The following is a 22,748-nucleotide window of genomic DNA, read 5'->3' as shown; positions in this document are numbered from 1 at the left end:
CCTGATTTTTTTAATAAAATTCGCAACTATGACAAACCCTGTCACCAATATGGGCTAAGATGGACGTATGAAAGGCCGAAAGGAAGCAGAGGCTGGTCGTAAGAAACTTTAACCATCAAAAGGAGGAAGATGTGATGTATGTGACGGTACAGGATTTTATTAAGGAATGGAACAAGGAAGCCGAATTGACGCAGGGGGTTCTGGATGCGCTGACGGATGAATCGCTGGGGCAGCAGGTCTATCCGGAAGGACGGACTTTGGGCAGGATCGCCTGGCATTTTGTCTCGAATATCCCTGACTATTTGAATGAATTCGGCATCAAGATGGATAAGGTCGCAAATCCGGATGAAGTCCCTTCCGCTAAAGAGATTGCGGATACCTTCCGCACGGTCAGCTCGGCAGCCGCCAAGGCACTGGAAGAGCAGTGGACCGATGAATCTCTTAGCAAGGAACAGAATGCTTTTGGGCGAATGGAATCCAATGCCTCCATCCTGATGGGGCTGATCAAGCATATTGCGCATCATCGGGGTCAAGCGACGGTTCTTATGCGTCAAGCGGGACTGGGCATACCGGCCGTCTACGGGCCATCGAAGGAAGGATGGGTGAAGCTGGGGGTACAGCAGCCGCCGCTGTAAAATCATTGGGCGCCATTTTACCCTTATGAATGATTAAATTGTATTGACGGACCTACGGTAGGTATGTAGAGTGAAATCCAACATATCTTCGGTAGGTTTTTTGTATGGGATGAGAGTCCTTAGCAGCAAAACCTGGCCGAAACGAGCGTCTAACATCATAGACGCTTTTTTCATAAATGCTATGCAACTCCTTGATGCTGCCGCGGCCTGGAGAACCGCCTTCGGAAAATGCTATAATCACAGCAAGAGTATATCGCAGGGGGAATGAGGATGAGCGAGGATCTGTTGGAACAGCTGGAGACATGGCATGAAGAGGATGAATACGAACGCATCGTAGAGGCCGTAACGGAAATTCCTGCGGAGGAGCGGAATTATGAGCTGGTCGGCCATTTAGGCCGGGCACTGAACAATCTGGAGCGCTACGAGGAGGCGGTGCAGCAGTTTTTGACTGTTGCCGAGGAAGGGGCGGAAGATCCGCTCTGGCATTACCGGATTGGACTGGCCTATTATTACCTGGAGCAGTACGATGACGCCGAGCGGGAGTTTACCCGTGCCGATGAGCTGGAGCCGGGGGATGAGGATACCCTGGAGTTTCTGGAATGGATCCGTGCCAAGAAGGCCGGGGAATTCGAGGAAGAGACGGATGATCATTTGGATTCAGACGATTCGGCGGAAGACAACAGCGGCTCGGATGAAGCCGGGGAAACCGATGAAACGGACGGTGCCGTGGCGGCCGTGGCTTCGGTGAATGCCATCCCATCGGACGAAGCCAATTTAGATGTGCAGTATGGCTCGCCAAATGAGGGTTTCGATATCAACAACTTCTGGAACGACGCTGATCCCGATGCAGAATCGTATGTTTCGGCTCCGCCGACGGATGATCTGATCGATTCCGTGCAGGAGGAACTGGTGTTCAAGCTGCCGGCGTTTTATGTGCAGATGATGAGAATACATAACGGGGGCATTCCCCGCAGCAGGTACTTCCCGCTGGGTGAAGCCGCAGATGGGGCGCCAAGCGGGGTCCGGATTAACGGCATGTTCGGCATCGGCCGGGACAAAGCCAAGTCGCTCTGCGGGGCCTCCGGCAGCCGGTCTATCATCGAGAACGGTGGTTATCCGGAGTTCGGCGTCGTCATTTGCGACTGCCCGCAGGAGTCCGGCGTGGTCATGCTGGATTACCGCGGCTCCGGCAACGATGGAGAGCCTGAGGTTGTGCATGTAGAACAGGCAAACGGGCGTAAGATCACCCGGCTCGCGCCCGATTTTGAAACCTTTGTCCGCGGACTAGTTAACGCCTAGGGCCCGTGACAACAAATTCGCCATGAACGCGTGAGCGGGGATGGAATCCCAGCAATATCGCGCCAAAAAATCAAGAGGAAGCTGTTCCCTCGCAGGGAGCCAGCTTCCTTTTTTATGTCATAGGGGGCAGTCCCATTTCCGTACTTTTAGGTTGCCGAATAGGAGCCATCCGTGACGGCATGCTCCAATGCTTCTTTCGCACGTTGCTTCTTGCGATGCACCCAACCGGTCAGCCAAGCGCTGATTTCGTACAAGGCGATGAGCGGAACAGCCACCATGAGATGGGAGACGAGGTCAGGCGGCGAGATGAGTGCAGCCACGGCAACCAGAACGACGTACGCGTAACGCCTCATTCCTTTTAGAATCGACGGGTTTAAGATCCCGATCCGGGCCAGAAACATAACGATCACGGGCAGTTCGAAGGCAATGGCGAGCGGGATCATGATATTGAACATAAACCCGAAGTACTGGGATACCCCATAGGTCTCCACAAGGCCGATCTGACGGTTGATGCCGGCTGTAAAGCGCAGGCTCATCGGAAAGACGACGAAATACGCAAAGGCCACGCCCACCAGAAAGCATGATGCAGAGAACGGAATGTAGCGGACCGCCGCCTTTTGCTCGCCAGGCTTGAGTCCCTGGCTGACAAACCGCCAAATCTGGTACATGCCAAAGGGTATGGTCGGCAGCAGCGACAGTACCACGGCAATGCTCATATAAATCCGCAGTCCGTCCCATGGCGAGAAGACGTTCCATGCGACGTGGAGTGGGGAATGCGTCCGCAGCAGCGTCAGGATATGAGGGGCTGCAAACAGGCCGGCTGCCATACTGACGATGAATACGGCGGCGATCCAAAGGATCCGTTTTCTAAGCTCGGCGATATGCCCAAGCAGGGTCATCGTATTTTTCGCTACCATAGGCGAAGATCACTCCTCCCAAGTCATGTCCGTTACCGGAAGGCCGGCGTGCAGCGCGGCGTTTTCGATTTTTTCATTTCCTTCAGCTCCAGCGTATTAAATCCCTCCTGCATTTTTTGATAGATGTCCTGAATGGCCCTTACGTCTTCAAAAGAATATCGGCGGTTACCTCCTTTCGTCCGTTCCGGGAAGATCAGTTTCCGTTCCTCGTAATACCGGATTTGGCGTTCCGACAAGCCGGTCAGCTCGCAGACGACCCCAATGCTCATCACCTTGCTCTCCATGCTTTTTACCTCCTGTGCAAGTATAGTTAACCCCGGACCATTGCAGAAACAGCCAGGATTGAAACCTAGAAGAAGATAAAACAAAGAGAAGAGACACACCAACAGATGTTTGTGGAAGAAATTATGACATGATTTTAAGGAAAACCCAATAAAAATGCAATCGGTTTTTAAAAATAAAAAATTCTTGTAAGAAATCCTTACACAAATTCACCGAAAACTAAATTTCTTTGCTAAGATCGCCTCAAGAGGTTCCATTCCACTAGCGAAGGAGTGATCGAGGTGACAATCAAGGAGCAACCGAAAGAGATGACCCGCAGACAATTTCTGTCGACCGTCGGCAAAGTAGGGGGATCCGTTGCCGTCTTCAGCCTGATGGGAACGATGGGACTGCTGTCGCCGGAGACGATGAAGGCCGCCGAATATGAGCCGCCGGGCCCGAATGATCTGCACTTAAGCGGACGGGGCGGTAAAAAAATCATCATTCTCGGCGCCGGGATCGCCGGCATGACGGCAGCGTACGAACTGGGATTGGCCGGGTACGACTGCACGATTCTCGAGGCAAAAAGCCGGGCTGGCGGCCGATGCTGGACCATACGCGGTGGCACGTCAGAGGCAGAAATCGGTTCGGGTACCCAAACGTCCCGCTTCGATAAGAGCTTGTATTTCAATGCCGGCCCAATGCGCATTCCGCAGTTCCATGTCACCCTGGAGTACTGCCGGAAATTCGGCGTTGCGATCGAACCGTTCAACAACGTGAACGAAAGCGGCTATTACTACAACGAAAACGTCGGCGCTTTATCCGGTCAAAAGGTGCCGAAACGGGCTGCCAAAGCGGACGTACGCGGCTACGTCGCGGAAATGCTCGCCAAGGCGGTTGACCAGAACGCGCTCGATCTTCCGCTCACGGCGGAAGAGAAGATGAAGCTCGTCGATTACTTAAAGGTGGAGGGGGACCTGAACCCCGATTTGTTCTACAAAGGCTCGCAGCGCGGCGGATACAAGGATGAGCCGGGGAGCCGGCTTGATGCCGGGGTTCTCCGCGATCCGTTCGATCTAAAGTCGATCATCAACTCCGGCTTCGGCAAGTATTTCAGCAATGAGTACGAATACGACCAGCAGATGATGATGTTCCACCCGATCGGCGGGATGGACGCTATTGCGAAGGCGTTCGAGAAGCGGGTTGGCAATCGGATCAAATTCCGGGCCGAGGTCAAGGAGATCCGCCAATCCTCGTCGGGCGTGAGAATCGTGTACACCGACATGGCATCCGGCCGGGAGCAGGAGGTCAAAGGGGATTACTGCATCTGCACCATTCCGTTATCCGTGCTGAAGAAGATCCCCGCTGATTTTTCCCCCGAAATGTCCAAGGCGATTCAGAGCATCAACTACGCCTCAGCCGGAAAGATCGGGCTGCAGTTCAAGCGGCGCTTCTGGGAAGAGGATGAGCACCTGTACGGGGGCAGCAGCTTGACGAATATGGACATTACGCAGATTTATTACCCGCCGACCGATTATTTCGGGAAAAAGGGAGTCCTCCTCGGCTACTATGCCTACGGCGGGGTTGCCGATAAGCTCGGAGCCATGTCGTACGCGGAGCGTGAGAAGCTGGCGCTGGCACAGGGGGCCAAGATCCATCCGCAGTATCCAAAAGAGTTCGAATCCTCCTATTCGATCAACTGGAAAACGATCAAGTATCAAGAGGGCGGCTGGGTTTCATACTCAGCAAACGACCGCAAAACGTATTATCCGACACTGTGCAAGCCTGACAACCGGATTTACCTGGCCGGTGAGCATATCAGCTACATTACCGCTTGGCAGGCCGGAGCGATCGAGTCTGCCCGCGAGGTGGTCACCGATATCCATCAGCGTGTCATGAAATCATAGATTCATATCTAGAAGGGGCTGGTCTTTTATGATGAAAAAAATGAAAACGGCGCTGCTGATGACGGTTCTGCTTGGCACCGTCAGCGTCACGGCATATGCCGACAGCGCCGCCCATACCCCGGCGAAACCGGCCAAGCCGATCAAGACGGCGCCAGCGCCGGCATTTTACGGAAGCCCGTCGTCGTCCATATCCAGCGGCGTGATCGTTCCCGAAGGCGCATCATACTTGTTCACGAGCGGCACCGTCCCGCCGGTGCTGAACAAGGACGGCAAGACGGTCTATGAACGCTACGGGGATACGAAAACGCAGGGCATCGGCATTTTGAAGGAAATCGAAAAGCAGCTGAAGGAGCAGGGCCTTGGCCTGAAAGATGTCGTTTACCTGCGGGTATACATCGCTCCTGACGCCCAGAAGGGCGGCACGTTTGACTATACGGGTTGGTTCGATGCCTATGCTCAGTTCTTTAATACTGAAGCCAATCCGGTAAAGCCGGCCCGCTCAACGGTAGGTGTGGCGAGCCTGGTGAATTCCGATTGGCTGATCGAGATCGAAGCGGTGGCCGTGAAGCCGGATTCGAAGAAGAAGTGAGGCAGGAGCACGGATTTCGCTAAGGCGGAATGTTCTCCATGACAAATGAGAAGGAGCTGATTGGCTATGTTTCAAAACGTAGGATTTGCCGGGTTGATGATGATTCTGGTCGTCGTGCTGATTTTGTTCGGGCCCTCCAAGCTGCCGGAGCTGGGCCGTGCGGTTGGCCGCACGCTCTCCGAATTCAAGTCGTCCGCCAGGGACCTTGTCGGTGAGGATAAAGAAGAAGACAAAGAGCGTGAGCGAGAGTCCGGTATCATTAAAATCAAAGGATAAAGGGTAGGACCAACGTATCCGCCGATCAACGGCCACCCTGTGTAGCCAGCCCCGTCATTCAACACGAATGGCAGGGCTGTTTGCGTTGAACCGGCCGAAGCGCATCATGGTTTCCACCGCTGTGTTCTTTTATAATGGAAGAACCAGGCATAGTTTGGCTGCTGCAGTTCTGGGCCGCATAATAAATTTGATACGGCACAGGATATGAAGCAGTGGAACCGGCCTTGGCCATAAGACAATCAGGCTGTCATCATGCGAAGAATGATTTGACTAGGATTGAAAAAGGAGACCTTTATGACGGATACACAAGGAAAACTGGAGGCGGGATGGCATTTAGACAACAGCTACGCCGGGCTGCCGGATCTGTTTTATACCCGGCAGGATCCGGTGCTGGTGCGTACGCCGCGGATCGTGGCATTCAATGAGCCGCTGGCGGCGTCGCTCGGATTAAACGCTCAGGCGCTCATGAGCGATGAAGGAGCTGCGGAACTGGCGGGAAACCGCATTCCGGAAGGGGCGCAGCCACTCGCTCAGGCATACGCAGGGCATCAATTCGGCCATCTTTCGATGCTGGGCGACGGGCGGGCGGTCCTGCTGGGCGAGCAGGTCACGCCGGAGGGCAAGCGAGTGGATATTCAGCTCAAAGGAGCGGGCCGAACGCCATACTCCCGTGGTGGCGACGGACGAGCGGCCTTGGGGCCGATGCTGCGTGAATACATCATCAGCGAGGCCATGCATGGCCTTGGCATTCCGACGACCCGCAGCTTGGCCGTGACGGCCACAGGTCAGTCCATTACCCGCGAGGAAGAGCTGCCGGGCGCGATTTTGACCCGCGTGGCGGCGAGCCATATCCGCGTCGGCACGTTTCAGTTCGCGCGGGGAGCAGGCACGACGGATGACCTGCGGGCTTTGGCCGATTACACCCTTCAGAGGCATTATCCAGATGCAGACCTTGCCTCCGGTGAAAATCGCTACCTTATATTGCTGCAGGAAGTGATCAAGCGCCAGGCCGCTCTGATCGCGAAGTGGCAGCTGGTCGGATTCATCCACGGCGTCATGAATACGGACAACATGACCCTCAGCGGGGAAACGATCGACTACGGTCCGTGCGCCTTTATGGATACCTACGATCCGGCCACCGTGTTCAGCTCCATCGACTCACAAGGCCGGTATGCCTACGGCAACCAGCCGTACATCGGCTCCTGGAATCTCGCCCGATTGGCGGAAGCCTTGCTGCCGCTGCTGCATGAGGACGAGGAGCAGGCCGTTAAACTGGCGGAGAATGCGGTCGAGACTTTTGCTGGTCTGTTTAATGAATACTGGCTTGCAGGGATGCGGGCGAAGCTTGGGATCTTCCATGAAGAACCGGAGGACGAGGCTCTCATCGAAGAACTCTTGGGGCTCATGAAGACGCATCGCGCCGACTACACCAATACGTTTCTTGCCTTAACGTTTGACCGGTTTGAGGGAACTCCGCTGCATGGCATCGAAGAGTTCGATGCCTGGCATACGCGCTGGCAGGCAAGGCTTGACCGGCAGCCCGAAACCAAAGAGGCTGCGCATCAATTGATGCGGGACAGCAATCCGGCGGTGATTCCGCGGAACCACCGGGTGGAGGAAGCGCTGGAGGCGGCGGAGCAGGACGGCGATTACGAAGTGATGCACCAGCTGCTGCAGGTTCTGGCAGATCCTTACGCGCATACGCCGGAACAGGCCGAGTATGCCATCGTACCGGAGACGACGTACGGGTATCGGACCTATTGCGGAACCTGATACAAGATCATGAGAAAGGACCAGCGGAGCTGGCCCTTTTTTTGTAGGAACACTTCTTAGCCTAATACTTCCTCTTCCTTTAATGTGGCCATCGGCTGGAGAAAACGGTGATCAAAAGCTCGCAGCGTGCCCCCCTCCCGTATCTTGTTCACCCAATCCGGATTGGCCAGTGCGCTGGTTCCGACGGCGATCAGATCGGCTGCTCCTGCAATAAGCATTTGTTCGGCCCTTTCAGGATCACCCAATTTTCCATTGGCGATCACGGGAAGGCCGCTGTATCGTTTGGCGAGCTCCGCAAGGGTCGGCCCCCCATCCGAGAAGGCGGGCATCCATGCCTTATACTCGGTCGTATGAAGGTAACTGGCGGAAGCTGCGGCCAACTCCCCGAAGATGATTTTTGCATCTTCTTCCCCATGAGCCCATTTGTGGTCAAAATCGTTCACCTTCCCTTGCGAAATGCGAACGCCGACCAAATAATCCGGGCCAACGGCGGAGCGGATGGCTCTAAGGACTTCTACTGCGAAGCGGATGCGCCGGCTTGTCACGCCGCCATAATCGTCCGTGCGCCGGTTTGTATAATCCGTAATAAACTGATCGAGCAGATAGCCGTTGGCGGCATGAATCTCCACACCGTCAAATCCGGCGTACTTAGCGCGGAGAGCGGCCTGCTTGAAGCCTTCGATCGTTCTTCGAATCTCTGCCAGCGTCATAGCTTTTGGAACAGCGAACTCGCCGCTGCCCCCGTGATCCTCCAGCATCGTTCCAACAGGCTGCACCGCAGACGGTGCGACCGGAGTGAAAGCATGATGCTGGACTAACGCGCCTGCATGCATCAACTGGGCAATGATTTTCCCACCTTCCCGGTGCACGGCCTCAATGATCGGTATCCATGAATCAGCTTGTGCTATGCTGGCGATACCGGGCTGATGATGATAACTCCGGCTGAATTCCTCATCCGGGTACAAGCCCTCCGTGATGATCAAGCCGAATCCCCCTTTTGCAAAACGGGAATAATAACGTGCCATACGATCGTTAGCCACTCCGTTCGGCTCCGCACTGGTGCGTGTCATCGGCGCCAGAACCGCCCGATTCGGAAGCGGTAGGGTACCTAGCATATAACCGTTAAAAAGCTTCGGATATTGCTTCATATTTAAAAACCTCCCTTTATTTTTTTGATAGCGGACTTTCGTTTACACCAGGTTGTTGACCTGAGATGATTGTATCCTGCCTGTTCAATACCGTAAAATGATTGCTATAGATGAGCTCATTAAAAAAATTGATGGGATTGAACCGGAGGTTTTGGGAGATGGAGCTAACCGACTTGAAAGTGTTTATGGCTATTGTGAAGGAAGGCAGCATTACCCGCGCAGCTGAGAAGCTGGGCTATGTACAGTCCAACCTCACTACAAGGGTGCGAAAGCTGGAATCGGAGTTGGGGGCGCAGCTGTTTCTTAGGACACCGAAGGGGGTAGTCCTCGCCGAGAAAGGACTTGTTTTGTATCAATATGCCTCGGACATTCTCATGCTGGCCGAGGAGGCAGCCAAGGCTGTCAAGGAGCCCGACTATCCTTGCGGTCCACTGTCGATCGGCGTGGTGGAGACGATAGCTTCAACGGCCCCATTTATTCAGGCGCTGTCCGAATTTCAGACCCAATACCCTGAGGTGAGCTTGTCTTTGGTAACTGCAACTTCGAAGGAAAATTACGAGAAAGTTCTGGATCGGCGCTTGGACGGCGCCTTCTTGACCGGGGAGTTTGAACTGTCCTCACTGCAGATCGCCTTTGAAATACAGGAAGAAGTGGTGCTCCTAACGCCTGCAGGTCAAGGAACAGAAGCATTTGCTAAGACGGGGAATCCTGCATGGGTCGTGTTTCCGAAGGGCTGCCCACTGCGTGCTGCGAACGAAGATTGGCTCCATAGCAAAGAGGAACAATGTATGAATATGATCGAGGTCAGCACTTTGGAGACCATGCTAAATTGCGTTCGTGCGGGAATCGGCAGTGCGTTTCTGACCCGGATGGCGGTTACTGCGACTGCGGATGAAGATGGTGTTCGCATGTATCCGGTTCCCGAACAATACCAATTTGTGACCACGCGATTGGTGTCCCGGAAGGAGCAGTTCCAAAGCCAAGCGTTCCTTGCTTTCGCCGCATGTGTACAAAGGGCAGGACAGCGGTTTAACTTGGCAGGCTATGCAAATGTTTAAGCGTTAAAGATACCTTCTGGATTGATCCCATACTAAAGCCTTCATACAGGAAGGCAGGAACAGGCAGCGCTTAGGGAGGATGGACCTGGCTGTCTCCGGGCATGTTAAGGGAAAACAAGTGGGGAGATGAAGCTAGGATGTCCAGAAGAAACCGAAAATACGCGGTGCCAGGGGTTGCCAGGGACATGCAGACGTTTAAAGCAGAAGTCATGCGGCGCGAAGGGTATGACGTGGACCCGAACCGGCCGGATGACGTAAAGTACGAAGTGGCCAAAGACCTCGGCGTGCCGCTCAGTCCGGACGGCAACGGCGAGCTCACGACGGAATCGGTCGGCCATGTCGGAGGCAAAATCGGCGGCTCGATGGTCCGCGAGATGATCCGGCTGGCCCAGCAGCAGCTGGCGGAGAAGGACGGGCAGAAGTAGCGGCATTAGGCTGTGACATGGCGGCTTCTCTTAGAGAGCAAGGATTGCGCTGGAGTCTCCGAAGCTTATACTTTTTTATATGTAAAAAAGGCACCCCAACGGGTGCCTTTATTTATTCTATCTCGCTATCGTTACAGTCGGTCGCTTACCGGTCCCTTGTTCAATGGCTGTACTGCTCACCCCAGCTGCACATCAAACGTCGTTTTCTCGTTCGGCACGCTCTTCACGGACATTTTCCCTTTATGTTGCTCGACGATCGATTTTGCGATCGCCAGGCCAAGGCCATATCCGCCGTGCTTGCGGGAGCGTGAGGCGTCGACGCGGTAGAACCGGTCGAAGATGTTGTCTAAATGCTCTGGGGCGATGCCCTCGCCCGTATTCGTTACCCGCAGCAGCAGATGGTTATGCTGCTTCTTCAGGCTCAGATGGATCGAGCCCCGCGGATTGGTATACTTGACGGCGTTGTCAAGCAGGATCATGACGACCTGCTTGATCTGCTCACTGCTGCCGGTCAAGGTCAGACGCGGCTCGATATCGTAAGTGAAAGACAGCTCCTTTTCGAAAATGAACGCTTCCATCGTAAGAATGACGCTTTCGACGGCCTCGCTGAGATCAAATGGCACAAAGATCATAAGGCCCCGCGCATCGTCCATCTGCGTCAGGTACAGGAGGTCGTTGGTTAGGGTCTTCATGCGCTCGGTCTCTGATTTAATATGCTGAAGCCATTTCGACTGCGACCGAATCGTCTCCTCGCTGTTGGCCAGCAGCACATCAGCGTTCGTGTTGATGACCGCAAGCGGCGTCTTCAGCTCATGCGAGGCGTCCGCGATAAACTGCTTCTGCTTGTCGAAGGCTTCGCGGACCGGCTCGATGGACCGGTTGGCGAAATATCGGCTCGTCAGATAGATGACCGCCAGCATGACCAGCGCCACGATGGAAAAGGTGTAGATCAGGTTGGTGATGATTTTCAGCTGTGCCGTCACGTCCAGGAATACGATGGAATAGCCGCTGGGAGTCTGCTGCACGCTGTAAGCCCAGCGCGTTCCCTCCAGCGTAAACTGGGCGTTGCGGACGGGCTTGGAAGCCGCCTCTTCCTTGGCCGTCTCATAGAACGTATCCTCCATATCAAACCTCGTGTTCTTGGACAGGAGATTCCAATCCCGGTCGGTCTTCAGCTCGAAGGATACCGACAGCTCCGGCGGGGGGATCTGCCCTTCCCGGGGGCGGCGTAGATCGGTATCTCCCGTGGCAGGCAGCTCTCCGCTGATGCCTCCGGAACCCTGGATCTGTGGGGCGCTGCCGCCCGTGCCGGACAGGCTGCCCGTTTTACCGCCGCTTCCGGTCTGCGCCAGCGAAGCCCCGCCCTGCCCGGAGCCTTTCCCCGGGCTTTGCTTTCCGGGCCCGCCATCCTTGTGGTAAAACTCCGAGACACGCTCCAGTTCCATGCCGATATCGCGGCGCACGTTTTGATAAGTAATGACGTAAATCGTGGCAAAGGCGACCAGCATGATGATGGTGATGATGACCATGTTCATCAGCAGGAACCGGTTGCGCAGCTTCTTGAACATTAAGAAGTCGCCTCCAATACATAGCCGACGCCCCGGATCGTACTGATCCGCACCGAGGCGTTCAGGAACGCCAGCTTTTTCCGCAGAAACGAAATATACACTTCCACGTTATTGTGCTCCGCATCGGAGTCAAAACCCCACAGTTTCTCGATCATCTGCTCCTTGGACGTCACCGCCGACTTTCGCAGCATCAGCAGTTCGAGCAGCTCGCACTCTTTCAAAATCAGCTTCAATTCCTTCCCGTTGCAGCTCAGCTTGAGCGTGGACGTGTTCAGCTCGATATCGCCGAATTTCAGGCCGTCCTCGGGGACAACCTCGCCTTTGCGGCGCAGCGCCGCCCGGATCCGGGCAAGCAGCTCGCCCGTCGAGAACGGTTTGGCGACATAATCGTCGGCCCCGCAGTCCAGCCCCGTAATCGTGTCCGTAATTTCGCCCTTGGCAGTGAGCATGATGACCGGTGTTGCGATGCCTTCGGCCCGGATCGTCTTCAGCAGTGTAATTCCGTCCATCCCCGGCAGCATAATGTCGAGCAGCAGCAGATCATAAATCCCGCTGAGGGCGTTATCCAGTCCCGTCTGGCCGTCGTGGACGGCATCGACGGAGTAATGGTTTTTCTTCAAAATCTGGGTCAGTGCCTCGGCCAGGTTAACCTCGTCTTCCACAATTAATATCCGCATGATCGAATCTCCTTCATACCTCTAGTGCAGCGTTATTGTCCCTTAATTATAAGAAGCGAACCTTTAATCAACCTTTAACGCCTTGAACGGCAGCCTTTCGGGCTGCGGCCGGGCGGACCTGAACCTCAGCTCCTTCGCTTGTCCCTTATTGTACAATGGTGCACTTGTTTTGTAATCGGCATGTAAACGGGATGTTATCGCAATGTTTAAGATTCGTTAAAGGTTAAGCCATTAAGCTACAAACATGAAGGGCGATGAGCCCGGGTGAATCTGCATAAACGAAAGGAGCGAAATGACGATGGCTATTGAAGTGTTTAACCGGTATGAGAACAAGTATCTGATGGACACCAAGGCTTTTTACAACATTTACAACGACCTGATGGCATATATGGAACCGGATGAAAACAACAAGGACAACAAGTTCTACACCATCAGCAACTTGTACTACGATACGGAGCATCATACGCTCATCCGAACGAGTTTGGCCAAGCCCAAATACCGGGAAAAGCTGCGGATCCGGTCGTATGGCGTCCCGGAGAGCGATGCCAAGGTATATCTGGAGCTGAAGAAGAAGGTGTTCGGCCTGGTGAACAAAAGAAGAACCTCGCTCAAGCTTCATGAGGCATACGAATTCGTCCGTACAGGGGTGCCGCCGGAGTTCCGAAAGGGCATGAACCGCCAGGTGGTCAGCGAGATCGAGTATTTTCTGAGCCGGTACGAGCTGAAACCGATGGTGTATCTGGCATACGACCGCATCGCCTTGTTCTGCAAGGGGAACCGGGATCTGCGGATTACCTTCGACACCAACATCCGCTCGCGGCGGTACGATCTTGCGCTAGAGGCCGGGGATTACGGGGATCAGCTGATGGAGCGGGGACAGTGGCTGATGGAGGTCAAGGCCGAGAAGACCGTTCCGGTCTGGCTGTCCAAAATGCTCTCCGAGCATCAGATGTACCGTACAAGCTTCTCCAAATACGGGAACGAGTATAAGAAATCGATACGCCATGCGAATGCACCAGTTGTGGAAAGGGAGAGAATTGTTTTATGATCGATTCTATTTTGAATTCGTCCGCTGCGGACACGGCATTATCGTTATCTCATGCGCTTCTGACGCTGGCCATCGCCATCGTACTGGGTGCCATTATCAGCTTCACTTACATGAAAACACAGCCTGCCTATTCGCCGAGCTTCACCTTAACGATGATGGTGCTGCCGGCAATCGTGGCCATCATTATTATGCTGATCGGCAGCAACATCGCCCGGGCGTTCAGCCTGGCCGGCGCCTTCTCGATCATCCGGTTCCGGAGTGCGCCGGGAGATTCGAAGGACATCTCCTATGTTCTGTTCTCTATGGCGGCAGGGTTATCCGCCGGGGTTGGCGCCTTTGGGTATGCTGTGCTGTTTACAGTGATCCTCTGCGCGCTGATGTACGTATTGAAGCTGATCAAATTCGGCACCCGCAAAGACGCGATCAAGACGCTCAAGGTGACCATCCCGGAAAATCTCGGTTACGAAGAGGCATTTGAGGAGATTTTCCGCAAGCACAACGTTGAGTATGAACTGAAAAAGGTCAAGACCACCGAGCTCGGCAGCCTCTATGAGGTGGTCTACTCGGTGAAAATGGGGCCGCAGACGAACCAGAAGGAATTTTTGGACGCGATCCGGACCCGCAACGGCAATCTGGACATTACGCTGACGATGATTCCTGCGGTGCAGGAATATTAAACGAAAAGAGGTTGATCCGATGAAACATTCCTATAGAACGAAATTTGCCGCGATTCTGATCCTGTCGGCCATGCTGGCCTCCGGGTGCACGACTAATGCAGCGAGCAATACGACGACAGCGGCGGACGGCACGGCGACCGAGGCGACGGAAACGACGGCGGTGAATGCGAGCGAAGCGAACGCGAAGCTGGCCAGCCTGAAAATCAAGGATCTGGTGGAGTATGACGCCGACGATACCATGGTCGACTGGTCAGCCGGCGACTCCACGGTCATCAAGCTGAACGGGACGGACGCGACCGTGACGGGCGCAGGCGCAAAGTCCAGCGGAGGCAATGTAACAATATCCTCGGCCGGAACGTATGTGATCAGCGGCAAGCTGCAAGGTGGCAGTATTGTGGTCGATGCTGGTAAAGACGACATCGTGCGTTTGGTGCTGAACGGAGCGCAAATCGCGAGCTCGGACGGCCCGGCGATCCAGGTTAAGCAAGCCGGCAAAACGGTGCTGACACTGCCGAAAGGGACGCAGAACACACTGTCGGACGGCACGAAGTACGCGGATACGTCCGATGAGGCGCCGACGGCTGCCCTGTTCAGCCAGGACGATCTGACGATTAACGGCACCGGCCAGCTGACCGTGCAGGGGAATTACAAGGACGGCATCACCAGCAAGGACGATCTGAAAATCGTCAGCGGTACGCTGAGCGTCAACGCAGCGGACGACGGCATCATCGGCCGCGATCTGGCCGCCGTCAAAGCGGGCACGATCAACGTCAACGCCGGCGGGGACGGCTTCAAGACGACTTATGACGGGGACAAGACCGATAAAGGGTATCTGCTTATCGAGGACGGCACGTTCCATGTTGAATCCGGCAGCGACGGCTTTCAGGCGGCGGCTTCTCTGCTGATCGCCGGCGGTACTTATGATGTGGTAACCGGCGGCGGCAGCGCGAACGCCGAGCCGCATCAGGAAGAAATGCCGATGCAGCGCCCTGGTTTTGGTGGACAGCCGGGAACAGACGCACAGGGAGGCGAGACGAATGCTCAAGGATCGGACAGCGGCGCGGCTGCGGATTCGACCAGCGGCGACGCGGCATCGGCTTCGGGATCGGCTTCGGGATCGGCTAAGGATTCCGCATCCCAGGTGAAAGATGACACCACTGCGAGTTCGAACAGCAGCAGTGGAACAGACGCGGATGCGGCGCAGACGGAGGATGAGGAAAACGAGTCCACGAGTTCGAAAGGACTCAAAGCAGAGGCAGGCATCGCCGTTTCGGGCGGCACGTTCACGATCGACTCGGCGGACGATACGGTGCACAGCAATGGCAGCATCCTCGTTTCCGGCGGTCAGCTGGATCTCGCGACCGGCGATGACGGCATTCACGGCGACGTATCGATCGTCATTTCCGGCGGTAAAGTGAACATCAAGAACAGCTACGAAGGCATTGAGGCCGCGGATATCAGCATCGTCGGCGGCGAAGTGAACGTCGTCGCGAGCGATGATGGCGTGAATGCTTCCGACGGCAGCGGCAGCTCGGAAGGGCCGGGCGGCATGTTCGGCGGACAACCGCCGGCAGGCATGCCGGGACAGGCGCCGGATCAAGCGGCCGATGGCCAAGGACAGACGGGCGATCAGGCGCAGTCCGGAACGTCTGCGCAAACGGGCAGCAGCTCGTCGTCCGGTACGGGCTCGGCGCAGTCCGATGCACAGGCGAATGCGGGCAGCCAGGCGGCGCAAAGCGGATCGGCTGACCAAAACGGCGCCCAGCAGCGTCCGGATGGCCAAGGGATGCCTGGCGGCCCTGGTGGAAGCGCCGGCACCGCACAGCTCACGATCAGCGGCGGTTACCTGACGGTGAACGCGCAAGGCGACGGCCTGGATGCCAACGGCTCCATCACGATGACCGGAGGCACCGCGATCGTGAACGGTCCGACATCTGGCGGCAACGGCGCCCTTGACTATGACGGTACGTTCGAGCAGTCTGGCGGTCTGCTGGTTGCCGCGGGCAGCGCCGGCATGGCCCAAGCGCCATCCGAATCGTCGTCGCAGCAGTCGGTGCTCATGACGTTTCCGAGCACGGTGAAGGCGGGCACGCTGGTGACGCTGGCCGACAGCGCAGGCACACCGGTCCTGAGCTTCGCTCCGGCTAAAGACATCCAGACCATCGTCATTTCCACGCCGGATCTGAAGTCCGGAGAGACCTACGCCTTCTACACGGGCGGCACCTCGACAGGCACGCTGAAGGACGGCTTGTACACGGGCGGCAAGCTGACCGGCGGCACGAAGGTCGTCAGCTTCAAGCTCGGTGACACGGTCACGTATGTGAACGAGTCCGGCGTAACCACTGGCGGCGGTGGATTTGGCGGCGGCTTCGGCGGAGGCCGGGGTCCGGGGGGCAGAGGAGGAGCGGACGGTAGCGGATCGGGCGCGAGCGGTCAAAGCGGCGCCTCTGGTACCAGCGGCAGCACATCCGGTAACTCCAGCGGCAGCACGTCCGGCAGCGGAACAAGCAGTACCGGACAGTCCGGAACGTCGGGCTCCGGCGGCTCGGATAATGCTGACACAGGCACATCCTCGATCTAATGACCGGCACGAAGTAACGAGAATATGCGGTGATATGCACGGGTAACGAAGAGCCCCCATTTTTAATGGGGGTCTTTTTGCCGTAGTGTGGCTGGGCGTTGCCGAAGGGAGGTTGCTTTTTCCCCGAATGTTCGCTTTACTATATACGAAAAAAGTACAGAATATTATATATAATAGATTGATTTACGGAGGTCCTTGGGAATGGCGAAAACGATCGTGGAGAAGTTGAACCTGCAAAAATATAATAAGACGGCAGTATTGCATCAACCGGAAGGGGAGGATCTGCTGGCCGGTCTGGAGTCGTACGATACCGAGTTGAAGGACGGCGGTTACGATCTGATTTTCGCCTTTGTGCTCGATATGGAGTCTCTGCAAGGGCTTGTGCGGAAGGTGATTGACGGCAATCATCTGAACGAAGGGGGATATTTGTACGCAGCGTATCCGAAAAAGGGAAACAAGGTGTACTCCACCTATATTCACAGGGACGAGCTTCTGGAAGGGTTAGGCGCGGATGAGAATGGATTTATTGGGACAAGCAGCATCAAATTTGCTCGTATGGTCGGATTGAACGACGTGTTTACGGTCGTCGGCCTCAAAGCGGAGAAGCCAAGCAAAAAGCAGCCGTCCTCCAAACCGAGCCAATCCGTTGGCGATTATGAAGCCTTGATTCCGGAGGTGGAGAAGGATCTGCAGGATGCCCCGGAGGTGCTTGCCTTCTACCAGTCCCTCACACCGGGATACCGCCGGGATTGGGCCCGGTATATTTACAGCGCGGTACAAGAGGAGACCCGGGAGAAGCGGCGCGAGGATATGAAAACGGCTCTGGCGGCGGGCTATAAAACGATGGACTTGTATCGGAGAAGATAGGGAGGCGGCTTGGGATGAAGTCGAAGCAGGGCTTGGACATGCTGGAGCGGGTGAGGGGCATCTGCCGTCCGCTGCCGGAGGTGGAGGAGATTGTTGACGGCTTTGGCCACAACGTCATGAAAGTCAGAGGCAAAACGTTTGTCATGATGGGGGAGAACGAGGGCGTTCCGAGCCTTTCGTTCAAATCGACCAAGGAAGAGCAGTTCCTGCTGCTGCAGCAGGAAGGCTACGTTAAAACGCCTTATATCGGACACCACGGCTGGGTTTCCGTGGATAAATCATCCGTTCCGAACTGGGACGAGCTGGCCGTGCTGATCAAGGAGGCGTATCTGCTGGCGGCGCCCAAACGGTTGGTGAAGCAGGTCATCGAAGGCGCATAATTTTGGAGTTTAGCACAGAACTAGAAACATATTCCTTTCTCCGGACGTCTATAATCTAGGCGGTCCCTGGCAGATCGATTGAGCTAGGTTCGTCTGAGATGAGATAAAATTTCTGAGGGTAAGGAGAAGTTTCGATGTCGACAAAATTCAAGTTAACGAGTTTGCTGCTGTCTGCGGCTTTGGTATGCGGGGCGGTACCGGCTTTTGCCGCGGAGAAGGCGGCTCCCAAGCCTTTGAGCCAGACCTTCGACCAGATGGTCATGATTCCTTATGATTATCACGGAAAAGCTTTTATTAACGGGGAGAAGACCGACCTTTACGGTGATTATGACATCGTCCAGCGCAGCGGAAGGGTCCTGGTGCCGATCCGCCTGATGGGAACGCTGGCTTCGCAGTTCCGTTCTCAGGGGGAGTGGCAAACGATTTGGGAAGCGAAAAATCCGGATGACGTTACTTTTGTGAACTATGGGCTGAAGAAAACGATCAAGTTCAAAGTGAACAGCACGACGATGCTGGTGAATAACGAGTCCAAAAAGATGGACGTGGCTCCGCAGAAAATCGGTGGCCGGGTCGTTCTGCCCCTAAGAAGCGCAGCGGAGGCGCTAGGCAAAAATATCCAGTGGCTGGACGGTCTGATCGTGATGGGAGACGAAGTCGTTGATGAGAAGAGTGCCGAAACGCTGGCTGTTAAAAACCGTATCCTGACCCAGCTGAAGGATACCCGGAAGCCGGTAGTGGACGAGAAAAGGCTGACGCCGATCACCAAATTTGGAGACACGATCTACTACACGAAACCGATCTATCAAAGCAGCGGCATATTGGAGCGTCTATACCGTAAGACTGATGGCAAAAAAGAAATCCTCATTGACATTCCTGGAGAACCGGTGTTGGGCAGTGCTAAGGTCATCGGGCACGATCTGTATTTCGTATCGACGGTGAGCAAGCAAGGGGTTCTGTATGCATTGGACCTTACCAACAATAAAGTTCGGAAGGTGAGCTCGCTCTCTTCTTGGAAGCCTGCCGACGGATGGCTTGAGAGTATTTCGATGATGGACAATGAGCTGTATTTGAACCTTCATAGCGGCGATCTCACGATTGGATCGGAGACCTTGTATCGGGTCGATAAGGGCGTTCTGAAAAAGGTTACGAATGCCCATAGCATCATCGGTCCTGTCAAGTCGGGCGACTTCCTGTATCATGCCGATTTCAGCGTCATGGGCAGCGCGGTCAATAATCTGAGCCGGGTAAACCTCAAGACCGGAGAACGGAAGGCGATCGGCCAGGCCGATTTTGCCTATGGCATAACCCGGAAGCAGGAAGCCCAGGGAGGCATCAGCTTTGGTGTCAATAACTCCATGTACGTCAAGGGCGGTAATCTGTTCGTACTCGGGTACAAAGACAGCGATACGAAGGACGAGGGATCGGTGTATAAGATCAATCCGGCAGACCAGACCCAGGTAAAGCTGACTTCTGCCGCCGGGCCGTTCTGGATGGTAGATGACCAGATTTATTACGTGGACGGCGCGACCGGATACTTGGCCAAGACCGATGTGAACGGGGCGCAGCCGAAAACTGTGGTGTCCAGAAAAGTCATGAGTGCCCAGCTTTTGAACGGCAGTTTGTACTATACCTCGAACATGACAGGCAGTTTTTCCGATCCGGGCGTGCTGTACCAATATAACTTTGCGACCGGCAAGGAAACCAAGCGCAGCGACAAGCCGTTGAGCTCGTACTACATCGGAAAAGACGCCATTTATTACCTGGCGAATGGCTATGATCCAGGTATATACAAGATTGATGCGAAGGGGAATACCCGCCTGGTCTCCGACCGGATTCAAACGGCAAAGCTTACGGATGAAGGTTTGGTGTACACCTTGACCTACAAGGAAGGGGTTTATTCGGTAAAATAAACCGATTCCGTTGGTCTGCCCGGGTAAACGGGCAGGCCATTTTATTTTCCTGCAAAAAGGAGCGGTGACCATGTATGAGCTGAAAACGAAAGAAACCGATGACAGTGTGCTCGACTTCATCGAACAGGTGGAGCATCCCGGCAAGAAGCAGGATGCGTATTGGCTGCTGGACATTTTTACAGAGACGACGGGGTATCCTGCGAAAATGTGGGGGGCGAGCATCATCGGCTTCGGTTCGTACCATTACAAGTATGCGTCAGGTCACGAAGGGGATGCGCCGCTCGTCGGCTTTTCACCCCGCAAAGCCAAGATCAGCCTCTACTTCGCCCCTGGTGAAGAACAGCGCGAAGCTCTCCTGAAGGATTTGGGCAAGCATACCTCCGGCAAAGGCTGCGTCTATATCAACAAGGTTGCGGATATCGATGCAGACGTGCTGAAGGCTCTGATCCGGCAGTCGGTAAAGCATTTGCAAGAAACCTATCCGGCTGGGGAGTGACAGCAGGCCGCCGTGGTCATGGAAACATGTCGATAGGCTGTAGACACGTGCAAAAACTGATGAAAATTGGCGAAAGTTGCTAAAATATTTCTTTCGTTTGGGAAGGACGGTCCTTTATACTTGCTGTATGAGCTTTACTGTGCCGACAACAAGGAGTGAGCCCCCATCGTCCTGCTACATGAATCATATAATTTATGGATCGTTATGCTCTCGTTCATCATCGCCGTATTTGCGTCCTATTCGGCTCTCAACTTAGCGGCCAAAATATCGAGGTCGCGAGGCAGGACGCAGAAATGGTGGATGGTAGCCGGCTCTTGCGTCATGGGCAGCGGGGTATGGTCCATGCATTTCGTCGGCATGCTTGCCTTTCATTTGAACGTGCCTGTGAATTACGATATTCCGATTACGCTGCTATCGATGCTGTGCAGCATTGTGGCATCATTTATTGCATTCCAAATGCTGCTGTCCAAAGGCGTGAACTGGGGCAAGTTTGCCTTGAGCGGGTTCTGCATGGGCAGCGGTATCGTGGCGATGCACTACACCGGGATGGCCGCGATGCGTCTTCCGGCCGAGATTACCTATGACCGGTCTTATTGGCTGCTCTCGGCAGCCATTGCACTGGCGGCTTCTTACGTTGCGCTGCTGCTGTTCCTCCGCTTTCGCGATCATACCGAGGTCAGCTGGTGGAAGTGGGCTTCGGCTCTGGTCATGGGGCTGGCCATTTGCGGCATGCATTTTACCGGCATGAAGGCGGCCGATTTTTGGTGCGGGAACCCGAATGCGATTGTTTCTACCGATGCCGGGGAAATGAACCTTTTGCTGCTGGCTGGTGTGACGATCACGACGTTTTTTATCCTGATGGTTTCGTGGGGAGCGATGTTTTTCGACCGTCACGTGTTGGAGAAAATGGCCTACAGCGACCCGTTAACCGGGCTGCCTAACCGGCATGACCTGAACCGGCTGCTTGGCGAGGGAGTTGATACCTCGAAGGAAACCGCCGTTTTGTTTATCGACCTGGATCGCTTTAAAACGATCAACGATACGCTGGGCCATGACATCGGCGACATGCTGGTTCAAGAGGTGGGAAGACGTCTAAGCGGGTATCTGCAGGATGGCCAGAAGGTGTTTCGCCTAGGCGGTGATGAATTTCTCGTGGTTGCGGAAAACTGCGGCCAGGCCTTGGCAGAGGAGCTTGCGTCCGGCATTTTGGAGGTCGTCACCCGACCGTTTGTCCTGCAAGGCAATGAGCTGTACATTACGGCCAGCATTGGCATTAGTCTGGCGCCCAAGCATGGAACGGACCGGGCGTCGCTGTTGAAAACATCAGATACAGCCATGTACAATGCCAAGAATGCCGGCAAGAACCGGTACTGCGTATTTGATGACGACATGGATAAAAGGCTGCTGCGCCGGCTGGAGCTGGAAAAGGATATGCGCGGAGCGTCGGAACGCCGGGAATTCTATGTCGTGTATCAGCCGAAGTGGGATGCCCAGACGGATACTCCCGTCGGACTCGAGGCGCTGATGCGCTGGCCGCACCCCAAATTCGGCGTCGTCTCACCAGATGAATTCATCCCGATCGCCGAAGAAACCGGACTGATCATCCCGATGACCCGGTGGATCCTGGAAGAGGCCTGCCGCCAAAACAAGGTGTGGCTCGACAAGGGCATGCCTTCGATGATCGTGTCGGTCAATGTGTCTGTACGTTTGTTTGAAAGCCAGCATCTTCTGTACATGGTAGAACATGCGCTTCGGACGACCGGTCTTCCGGCCCGGTACCTGGAGCTGGAGATCACCGAATCGACGATGCTGTACGATGTGCCCGATATGATCCGGCAGCTGAATGAGCTGCGCGAGATCGGGGTGCGGATATCGATGGACGATTTCGGATCGGGGTATTCCTCGCTCGGATCCCTGGATCAAATTCCGATCGACACGATCAAGATCGATCAGCTGTTTGTCCGGGAAAGTGATTCACCCTCCAAACGGGCGATCGTGGGCGCCATCATCGATATGGCGCTCAAGCTTCATCTGGAGCTGGTGGCTGAGGGTGTGGAAACGAGGGAGCAGATCGATTTTCTCCGCGCATCCGGATGCAACGTGATGCAGGGATATTTTTACGGCAAACCGATGAATATCGAACAGATGGACGAGTGGCTGCTGCAGAATGCGGGCAGGCCGAGCGGAGAAACGTTGGTTTGAATAAAATAAAAAGGATGCCGGTTGTAGCTGGCATCCTTTTTTAAAGGCTATTTT

The 22,748-nt window shown here is 55.0% G+C and carries 21 protein-coding genes; 16 read left to right on the top strand and 5 right to left on the bottom strand.

Annotated elements, in window-relative coordinates:
- The first annotated feature begins 134 nt into the window (after nucleotides 1-134).
- The gene (locus IAE55_RS23780) at nucleotides 135-635 is read left to right on the top strand and encodes a DinB family protein (RefSeq protein WP_200634066.1); all 501 of its coding nucleotides are present in this window, start codon (nucleotides 135-137) and stop codon (nucleotides 633-635) included.
- A 270-nt stretch (nucleotides 636-905) separates the two neighbouring features.
- Nucleotides 906-1,934 carry an SMI1/KNR4 family protein gene (locus IAE55_RS23775; protein ID WP_200634065.1) on the top strand — a complete coding sequence of 343 codons (1,029 nt, stop codon included), beginning with the start codon at nucleotides 906-908 and terminating at the stop codon, nucleotides 1,932-1,934.
- 146 nt (nucleotides 1,935-2,080) lie between these two features.
- Here the strand turns inward: IAE55_RS23775 and tatC are convergent, their stop codons facing one another.
- Both tatC and IAE55_RS23765 read right to left on the bottom strand, forming a co-directional pair.
- Nucleotides 2,081-2,851: a twin-arginine translocase subunit TatC gene (tatC, locus tag IAE55_RS23770; protein ID WP_200634064.1), complete on the bottom strand. Its 771-nt coding sequence runs from the start codon at nucleotides 2,849-2,851 to the stop codon at nucleotides 2,081-2,083.
- Nucleotides 2,852-2,883: 32 nt separating this feature from the next.
- Nucleotides 2,884-3,135 carry a MerR family transcriptional regulator gene (locus IAE55_RS23765; protein WP_200634063.1) on the bottom strand — a complete coding sequence of 84 codons (252 nt, stop codon included), beginning with the start codon at nucleotides 3,133-3,135 and terminating at the stop codon, nucleotides 2,884-2,886.
- A 279-nt stretch (nucleotides 3,136-3,414) separates the two neighbouring features.
- On the opposite strand from IAE55_RS23765, the gene IAE55_RS23760 reads away from it, so the two are divergent.
- From IAE55_RS23760 to IAE55_RS23745, 4 genes are all read left to right on the top strand, one after another.
- A complete protein-coding gene (locus IAE55_RS23760) occupies nucleotides 3,415-5,019 on the top strand; it encodes a flavin monoamine oxidase family protein (protein WP_200634062.1) in 1,605 nt (534 codons plus the stop codon).
- A gap of 28 nt (nucleotides 5,020-5,047) precedes the next feature.
- On the top strand, nucleotides 5,048-5,608 hold the full coding sequence (locus IAE55_RS23755; RefSeq protein WP_200634061.1) for a RidA family protein: 561 nt from the start codon (nucleotides 5,048-5,050) through the stop codon (nucleotides 5,606-5,608).
- 66 nt (nucleotides 5,609-5,674) lie between these two features.
- Entirely contained in the window at nucleotides 5,675-5,884 is a 210-nt protein-coding gene (locus IAE55_RS23750) for a twin-arginine translocase TatA/TatE family subunit (RefSeq protein WP_076172284.1), read from the top strand.
- A gap of 294 nt (nucleotides 5,885-6,178) precedes the next feature.
- Nucleotides 6,179-7,657, top strand: coding sequence for a protein adenylyltransferase SelO (locus tag IAE55_RS23745; protein WP_200634060.1), 1,479 nt, complete (start codon nucleotides 6,179-6,181; stop codon nucleotides 7,655-7,657).
- A 56-nt stretch (nucleotides 7,658-7,713) separates the two neighbouring features.
- Here IAE55_RS23745 and IAE55_RS23740 read toward each other — a convergent pair whose 3' ends face one another.
- Nucleotides 7,714-8,805, bottom strand: coding sequence for an oxidoreductase (locus IAE55_RS23740; protein ID WP_200634059.1), 1,092 nt, complete (start codon nucleotides 8,803-8,805; stop codon nucleotides 7,714-7,716).
- Between the two features lie 158 nt (nucleotides 8,806-8,963).
- Between IAE55_RS23740 and IAE55_RS23735 the strand changes: the two genes are divergently transcribed.
- Both IAE55_RS23735 and IAE55_RS23730 read left to right on the top strand, forming a co-directional pair.
- Nucleotides 8,964-9,863, top strand: a complete 900-nt coding sequence (locus IAE55_RS23735; RefSeq protein ID WP_200634058.1) for a LysR family transcriptional regulator — start codon at nucleotides 8,964-8,966, stop codon at nucleotides 9,861-9,863.
- Between the two features lie 137 nt (nucleotides 9,864-10,000).
- Nucleotides 10,001-10,288, top strand: coding sequence for an alpha/beta-type small acid-soluble spore protein (locus IAE55_RS23730; protein ID WP_076172276.1), 288 nt, complete (start codon nucleotides 10,001-10,003; stop codon nucleotides 10,286-10,288).
- A 176-nt stretch (nucleotides 10,289-10,464) separates the two neighbouring features.
- On the opposite strand, the gene IAE55_RS23725 is transcribed toward IAE55_RS23730, so the two are convergent.
- Both IAE55_RS23725 and IAE55_RS23720 read right to left on the bottom strand, forming a co-directional pair.
- A complete protein-coding gene (locus IAE55_RS23725) occupies nucleotides 10,465-11,856 on the bottom strand; it encodes a sensor histidine kinase (protein ID WP_200634057.1) in 1,392 nt (463 codons plus the stop codon).
- A complete protein-coding gene (locus tag IAE55_RS23720; protein WP_105445420.1) occupies nucleotides 11,856-12,533 on the bottom strand; it encodes a response regulator transcription factor in 678 nt (225 codons plus the stop codon). Before IAE55_RS23720 ends, IAE55_RS23725 begins: the two co-directional genes overlap by 1 nt.
- Nucleotides 12,534-12,831: 298 nt before the next feature.
- Here IAE55_RS23720 and IAE55_RS23715 point away from each other — a divergent pair, with 298 nt between their 5' ends.
- From IAE55_RS23715 to IAE55_RS23680, 8 genes are all read left to right on the top strand, one after another.
- A complete protein-coding gene (locus IAE55_RS23715; protein WP_200634056.1) occupies nucleotides 12,832-13,581 on the top strand; it encodes a polyphosphate polymerase domain-containing protein in 750 nt (249 codons plus the stop codon).
- The gene (locus tag IAE55_RS23710) at nucleotides 13,578-14,258 is read left to right on the top strand and encodes a DUF4956 domain-containing protein (RefSeq protein ID WP_200634055.1); all 681 of its coding nucleotides are present in this window, start codon (nucleotides 13,578-13,580) and stop codon (nucleotides 14,256-14,258) included. Before IAE55_RS23715 ends, IAE55_RS23710 begins: the two co-directional genes overlap by 4 nt.
- 19 nt (nucleotides 14,259-14,277) lie before the next feature.
- Nucleotides 14,278-16,839, top strand: a complete 2,562-nt coding sequence (locus IAE55_RS23705; protein WP_200634054.1) for a carbohydrate-binding domain-containing protein — start codon at nucleotides 14,278-14,280, stop codon at nucleotides 16,837-16,839.
- 201 nt (nucleotides 16,840-17,040) lie between these two features.
- Complete coding sequence (locus IAE55_RS23700; protein ID WP_200634053.1) at nucleotides 17,041-17,706, top strand: YdeI/OmpD-associated family protein; 666 nt, start codon at nucleotides 17,041-17,043, stop codon at nucleotides 17,704-17,706.
- A 14-nt stretch (nucleotides 17,707-17,720) separates the two neighbouring features.
- Nucleotides 17,721-18,086, top strand: a complete 366-nt coding sequence (locus IAE55_RS23695) for an MmcQ/YjbR family DNA-binding protein (protein WP_200634052.1) — start codon at nucleotides 17,721-17,723, stop codon at nucleotides 18,084-18,086.
- Nucleotides 18,087-18,220: 134 nt separating this feature from the next.
- Nucleotides 18,221-19,996 carry a DUF5050 domain-containing protein gene (locus IAE55_RS23690; RefSeq protein ID WP_200634051.1) on the top strand — a complete coding sequence of 592 codons (1,776 nt, stop codon included), beginning with the start codon at nucleotides 18,221-18,223 and terminating at the stop codon, nucleotides 19,994-19,996.
- A 70-nt stretch (nucleotides 19,997-20,066) separates the two neighbouring features.
- Nucleotides 20,067-20,492, top strand: a complete 426-nt coding sequence (locus IAE55_RS23685) for a DUF1801 domain-containing protein (protein WP_200634050.1) — start codon at nucleotides 20,067-20,069, stop codon at nucleotides 20,490-20,492.
- Between the two features lie 165 nt (nucleotides 20,493-20,657).
- A complete protein-coding gene (locus IAE55_RS23680; RefSeq protein ID WP_442793346.1) occupies nucleotides 20,658-22,694 on the top strand; it encodes a bifunctional diguanylate cyclase/phosphodiesterase in 2,037 nt (678 codons plus the stop codon).
- The last annotated feature ends 54 nt before the right edge of the window (nucleotides 22,695-22,748 follow it).

The sequence above is a fragment of the Paenibacillus sp. S28 genome (assembly GCF_016624415.1).
GTDB classification, from domain to species: domain Bacteria; phylum Bacillota; class Bacilli; order Paenibacillales; family Paenibacillaceae; genus Paenibacillus_AQ; species Paenibacillus_AQ favisporus.
The sequence above is the reverse complement of the archived record's forward strand: the minus strand, read 5'-3'. Positions and strand labels throughout refer to the sequence as shown.

Coding starts and splice junctions, on each gene's coding strand:
- IAE55_RS23780 (WP_200634066.1), top strand. CDS start 135: ATGTATGTGACGGTACAGGATTTTATTAAGGAATGGAACAAGGAAGCC.
- IAE55_RS23775 (WP_200634065.1), top strand. CDS start 906: ATGAGCGAGGATCTGTTGGAACAGCTGGAGACATGGCATGAAGAGGAT.
- tatC (WP_200634064.1), bottom strand. CDS start 2,851: ATGGTAGCGAAAAATACGATGACCCTGCTTGGGCATATCGCCGAGCTT.
- IAE55_RS23765 (WP_200634063.1), bottom strand. CDS start 3,135: ATGGAGAGCAAGGTGATGAGCATTGGGGTCGTCTGCGAGCTGACCGGC.
- IAE55_RS23755 (WP_200634061.1), top strand. CDS start 5,048: ATGATGAAAAAAATGAAAACGGCGCTGCTGATGACGGTTCTGCTTGGC.
- IAE55_RS23750 (WP_076172284.1), top strand. CDS start 5,675: ATGTTTCAAAACGTAGGATTTGCCGGGTTGATGATGATTCTGGTCGTC.
- IAE55_RS23745 (WP_200634060.1), top strand. CDS start 6,179: ATGACGGATACACAAGGAAAACTGGAGGCGGGATGGCATTTAGACAAC.
- IAE55_RS23740 (WP_200634059.1), bottom strand. CDS start 8,805: ATGAAGCAATATCCGAAGCTTTTTAACGGTTATATGCTAGGTACCCTA.
- IAE55_RS23735 (WP_200634058.1), top strand. CDS start 8,964: ATGGAGCTAACCGACTTGAAAGTGTTTATGGCTATTGTGAAGGAAGGC.
- IAE55_RS23730 (WP_076172276.1), top strand. CDS start 10,001: ATGTCCAGAAGAAACCGAAAATACGCGGTGCCAGGGGTTGCCAGGGAC.
- IAE55_RS23725 (WP_200634057.1), bottom strand. CDS start 11,856: ATGTTCAAGAAGCTGCGCAACCGGTTCCTGCTGATGAACATGGTCATC.
- IAE55_RS23720 (WP_105445420.1), bottom strand. CDS start 12,533: ATGCGGATATTAATTGTGGAAGACGAGGTTAACCTGGCCGAGGCACTG.
- IAE55_RS23715 (WP_200634056.1), top strand. CDS start 12,832: ATGGCTATTGAAGTGTTTAACCGGTATGAGAACAAGTATCTGATGGAC.
- IAE55_RS23710 (WP_200634055.1), top strand. CDS start 13,578: ATGATCGATTCTATTTTGAATTCGTCCGCTGCGGACACGGCATTATCG.
- IAE55_RS23705 (WP_200634054.1), top strand. CDS start 14,278: ATGAAACATTCCTATAGAACGAAATTTGCCGCGATTCTGATCCTGTCG.
- IAE55_RS23700 (WP_200634053.1), top strand. CDS start 17,041: ATGGCGAAAACGATCGTGGAGAAGTTGAACCTGCAAAAATATAATAAG.
- IAE55_RS23695 (WP_200634052.1), top strand. CDS start 17,721: ATGAAGTCGAAGCAGGGCTTGGACATGCTGGAGCGGGTGAGGGGCATC.
- IAE55_RS23690 (WP_200634051.1), top strand. CDS start 18,221: ATGTCGACAAAATTCAAGTTAACGAGTTTGCTGCTGTCTGCGGCTTTG.
- IAE55_RS23685 (WP_200634050.1), top strand. CDS start 20,067: ATGTATGAGCTGAAAACGAAAGAAACCGATGACAGTGTGCTCGACTTC.